We start from the raw sequence: 5,310 nt of genomic DNA on the forward strand, positions 1-5,310 counted from the left end.
GAGTCGGGGAGGGGGAGCCAATCATAAGAATTTCATAGACATTTCAGTAATTTTCCACTACTCTTCTGCTTTATAACTAAAACATAATATCTATTCTAATGTGTTGCTATTAGTTGAATGATCAAGGACTTGATTCCTTTCCTTTTGAACTATTAAAAGATTGATAACATGGCTGGCTTTAAAAAACTTATTTTTATACAAATCCTGTCTTGGCTTGTATGTGTTGCGGCTGGAAGCTACTTCATATCTGTAAGCTTTAATAATGCAGTAAGTGAAGCACAAACTTCGGCACAAACCAGTGTAACACACTACATTAACAGCTTAACAAGCGACGAGATTTCGCCTGAAAGTATAAAAAAAGCGATTGCTGATGGTAAAACGTTTTCAAACTTTATACTAAGAGACTACCAAGGGGCTGAAGTATTTTCAGTTAACTCCCCTACCCAGCTGCCCATGTTTGCTGAGTTTATTCAATCTAGTTTTAATTCAGTTCGCCCGCAATTTGCAGTTAACGACGCCGCAGACATAAAAGTAGAATTTACTCTCAATATAGAGCGTTTAGCCCAACAACTTCAAACTTCACTGTTTATTGTTATTTTTATCTCAGCGTTGTTAGTGATTATTCCGATCGTATTAATGAAGTCTATTTTTCATAGCTTAAATAAAAATATCAGCATGACCGTTGCCGATGTAATAGACATTTACATTAACCAAAATCAAATTGGTGACGACTTAAACACCGCGCTTGATGCCAGTAAAATGAAAAAGCTAGGTAAAGATTTAGTCCCTAGCTTTAATCGCCTTTCGCATTTTTTAAAAAATAAAAATGATGATATTCAAAACGCTGCCCTAAGCATTAAGCAAGAAGCCTACAAAGATGTGATTACCGAATTAGGCAACCGTAATATGTTTGTTGAATATTACGAAAAGCACATCGAAAACAGTGAGCGCAGTACCTTTGGCTCGCTAGCGCTTGTGCGCTGTAGTGAGCTGCAATCGATAAACCAAAGCCGTGGCTATCAAAAAGGTGATGACTACGTTAAAGGTGTGGCCGATATAATTAAACATATAAGTGGTACCTACACGGGTAGCCAAGTATTTAGGCTAAATAGCTCAGACTTTGCCATAGTATTACCTAATACCCCACTTAAAGAAGCAGAGCGTTTTGGTGAAAACCTGCAATCGCGCTTTACTCAATACCAGCAAAATCAAGAGCTCAGCTCTGTGGCTAATACGGGCATTGTGGGCTACGAAAAAGGCAAACCGCTGGGCGAGCTATTATCGGTTGTAGATAACGCAATGAGCATGGCGCAATCTAAGCAAGTAAATGCATGGCATGTGCAGCGCGAAACCGATTTAGTCAATAATGTAAGTGCTGGGTTTGGTAACCAAAACTGGCGCAAAGTGATTAACGAAGTAATTGAATCAAAACGTGTTCACTTAGTAATGCAAAATATTATGCCGCTGGGTAAAAGCATTAAGGCTTATGCAGAGATACAAGTACGTTTTAAAACCGAAGATAACCAAGTGCTTCCTACTGCCTCATTTTTAGCCATGGCTGAAAAGCTCGACATGGCCATAGAAATTGACCGCTTAATTATTGACTCGTCACTTGAAAAAATTAAAAGCCGCAACCTGTCTGAAAAGTTTTTTGGCCTGAACGTGACCGCCTCAAGCGCACATAACGACCAATTTGTTATTTGGTTAGAACGCCGCTTATTAAAAGATACGCATATAGCCTCTAAATTAGTATTTGAAGTAAGTGAGTTTGGCCTACAGCAAAATATTAAAGCCAGTAAACGCTTTATTGATATGGTACACCGCGTAGGGGCCCGCGTAACGGTTGAACGCTTTGGTGTAGGATTAACCTCGTTTAAGTTTTTCCGTGATTTAAAACCCGACTTTATTAAAATGGATGCAAGTTACACACGCGGTCTAGAAGATGATAAAAATAATCAATACTTTATGCGCCTAATGGTTGATTTAGCCCACCGCATTGGCGTGAGTGTGTTTGCAGAGGGCGTTGAAAGCCAAGAAGAAAAACACATAGTAGAGACCTTATGCCTAGATGGCGTGCAAGGTTATTACATAGAAAAACCAAAAGACATTTAAGCCCTGCTTAAAAAAACACAAAAAGAGCACATGTTGCTCTTTTTGTGTTTTAACTGTTTAATTTTTCACTTACTTTAAAATCACATAAATTTTACAGCTTTGTGATCGCTTAATTATTTTACCGTGTTTATTTAACTGATAACGACTCGCATATGTTGTTTATCGGGGCAGAAAAAAGGATAATACACGGGATTTTAATAGCGCGAGGCACACATGACAGAATATGTCTTGTTATTGATTGGAACCGTTCTAGTTAATAACTTTGTATTAGTACAATTTTTAGGCTTATGTCCATTTATGGGTGTATCAGGCAAGCTTGATACCGCAATTGGCATGTCTTTAGCAACCACGTTTGTGCTTACTCTTGCCTCTGTTACAAGCTATTTAGTTAATCAATATATTTTAGCGCCGCTAGACATCGAATTTTTACGTACCATGAGCTTTATTTTAGTGATTGCCGTTGTGGTGCAATTTACCGAAATGGTTGTGCGTAAAACTAGCCCTACTTTATACCGTTTATTAGGTATATTTTTACCGCTGATCACCACTAACTGTGCGGTATTAGGTGTTGCGCTTCTTAACATAAAAGAAGATCACACCTTTTTACAATCTGCTGTATATGGTTTTGGCGCAGCCGTTGGCTTTTCATTAGTACTTGTATTATTTGCAGCGCTGCGCGAACGCCTTGCTGCTGCAGATGTTCCCACCCCGTTTAAAGGCGCCTCAATAGCCATGATAACCGCCGGCTTAATGTCAATGGCGTTTATGGGTTTTACCGGATTAGTGAAGTTTTAATATGACCTTAATGTATGCCTTGATAGCGCTTGGCTCGCTAGCGCTTGTTTTTGGACTTATTTTAGGCTTTGCAGCTATTCGCTTTCGTGTAGAAGGCGACCCAATTGTTGAGCAAATAGATACCATTTTACCACAAACTCAGTGTGGCCAGTGTGGCTATCCGGGCTGTCGCCCTTATGCTGAGGCAATTGCCAACGGGGATGAAATTAATAAATGCCCGCCAGGCGGTGAAGCAACGGTTAAAAAGCTGGCCGATTTAATGGGCGTTGAGCCTAAACCGCTTGCCGGTGGTGAGCAAGCAGAGCCGATCAAAACAGTGGCCTATATTCGCGAAGACGAGTGCATAGGCTGTACTAAGTGTATCCAGGCATGCCCTGTTGATGCCATTGTTGGTGCAACACGCCAAATGCACACTGTATTAATTGAAGAGTGTACCGGCTGCGATTTATGTGTAGAGCCCTGCCCTGTAGATTGCATTGATATGCTGCCTGTAGCCGAAACAAAACAAAACTGGAAATGGCAACTTGATGCTATTCCTGTCACGCAAATAGATTAGAGGTTTGAGTGGAAAAGTTACTTGAACAAATTAAAAAAGGCACCGTTTGGGCATTCCCGGGCGGCGTGCATCCACCACAACAAAAAACACTCTCTAACAGTGCGCGTATTGCTAGGCTCCCTCTGCCAGATAAGTTAGTTGTACCAATTAAACAGCACATAGGTGCTAACGGTAAGTTAATTGTAGAAAAAGGCCAACAGGTATTAAAAGGTCAAGCACTTACCGTGCCTGTTGCGAATTGGTCTGTGCCTGTACATGCGCCCAGCTCTGGCACAATAACAGATATTAGCCCTGTGCCTTCGGCGCATCCATCGGCTCTACCTGAGCTAAGTATTATTATTGAGCCTGATGGCAAGGATCAATGGTGCGAACTGACTCCTACCCCTAACCCAAGTGAGCTTAGCCACGATGAATTAGTCGATATTATTCATCAAGCAGGTATAAGTGGTATGGGTGGAGCAGGCTTTCCTACTTATGTAAAAGCCGATATAAAGCAACCTATTGAGTTTTTAATTGTTAATGCGGTTGAGTGTGAACCTTACATAACGGCCGACGATGTATTAATGCGTGAACATGCCAAGCAAGTAGTGCAAGGCATTGAGCTAATGCAACAAATTCTAAACCCGACACTGTGTATTGTTGGTATAGAAGATAACAAACCCGAAGCCATTGCAGCTATGAAAAGTGCCGCAGAGCACAACGCCAATATTGTCATTCAAACAGTGCCTACTGTTTACCCTTCGGGCGGCGAAAAACAATTAATTAAATTGCTCACAAACCGTGAAGTACCTAGTGGCGGTATTCCGGCCGATATTGGTATTTTAGTGCACAACACCGGTACTTTGTTTGCTGTACAACAAGCCGTATACGAAGGTAAACCGCTTATTGAACGCGTTGTTACAGTAACGGGTAACACTATTCATAATGCGGGTAATGTATGGGCATTACTAGGCACCGAAGTTAAGCACCTGCTAGATTGCCAAGGTTTTTCACCCGTACCACAGCAGCGCGTTGTCATGGGCGGACCGATGATGGGCTTTACCTTGCCTACGGTACGTATTGGGGTAATTAAAACCACCAACTGTATTTTAGCCCCCGATCATAAAGAGCTGGCAGAGCCTGGCCCTGAAAAAGCCTGTATACGCTGTAGTGCCTGTGCAGATGCCTGCCCTGCTTCGTTATTACCACAGCAATTACAATGGTTTGCAAAATCAAAAGAATACGACAAATTACAAGAACACAACCTATTTGATTGTATTGAATGTGGCGCGTGTGCGTATGTATGCCCAAGCGAAATTCCATTGGTGCAATATTACCGCGTAGCAAAAGTAGAAATAAAAGAGCAGCAAGCCGAAAAAATTAAAGCCGATAGAGCAAAAGAGCGTTTTGACGCCCGTAAAGAGCGCCTAGAGCGCGAGCAACAAGAACGTCAAAATCGCCATAAACGTAAACCAGCGGCCAAAACACCAGATGAAAAACAAAAAGTAGCAGATGCCCTTGCCCGCGTTAAGAGCAAATCATCCGATGGCGATGAAAAATCAGCTGTAGCCGCTGCCATAGCCCGCGCCAAAGCGAAAAAACAGCAAGGTGAAGAGCTAGAGCCAGATAACAGTGAAGTAGCTAAAGAGCGCGCACTGCGTAAAGAAAAAGCGCGTAAATATAAAGAACAAAAAGCTGCGGAGGGCGAGTCATCATCAGCACCCGATGATAAAAAGTCAGCCGTAGCTGCTGCTATTGCTCGTGCTAAAGCGAAAAAAGTGGCGCAAGCTGAGCAAAGCGTTGAACCACAAAACGATGAAGCAACCGCCCCAGCTGATGATAAAAAAGCTGCGGTAGCTGCTGCTATT

4 protein-coding genes are annotated in these 5,310 nt (G+C 42.1%); all 4 read left to right on the forward strand.

Annotated elements, in window-relative coordinates; all coding sequences use genetic code 11:
* The first annotated feature begins 168 nt into the window (after positions 1-168).
* The gene (locus CWC16_RS19270) at positions 169-2,112 is read left to right on the forward strand and encodes an EAL domain-containing protein (protein ID WP_138542683.1); all 1,944 of its coding nucleotides are present in this window, start codon (positions 169-171) and stop codon (positions 2,110-2,112) included.
* A 213-nt stretch (positions 2,113-2,325) separates the two neighbouring features.
* Positions 2,326-2,907: an electron transport complex subunit RsxA gene (gene rsxA, locus CWC16_RS19275; protein WP_004589478.1), complete on the forward strand. Its 582-nt coding sequence runs from the start codon at positions 2,326-2,328 to the stop codon at positions 2,905-2,907.
* Position 2,908: 1 nt separating this feature from the next.
* A complete protein-coding gene (rsxB, locus tag CWC16_RS19280) occupies positions 2,909-3,463 on the forward strand; it encodes an electron transport complex subunit RsxB (RefSeq protein ID WP_004589479.1) in 555 nt (184 codons plus the stop codon).
* Between the two features lie 8 nt (positions 3,464-3,471).
* Positions 3,472-5,310 (forward strand): electron transport complex subunit RsxC (gene rsxC / locus CWC16_RS19285; protein ID WP_138542684.1); only part of this gene is annotated, 1,839 nt, incomplete at its 3' end.

This window comes from Pseudoalteromonas sp. S3776, from assembly GCF_005886915.1.
Classification (GTDB): Bacteria; Pseudomonadota; Gammaproteobacteria; order Enterobacterales; family Alteromonadaceae; genus Pseudoalteromonas.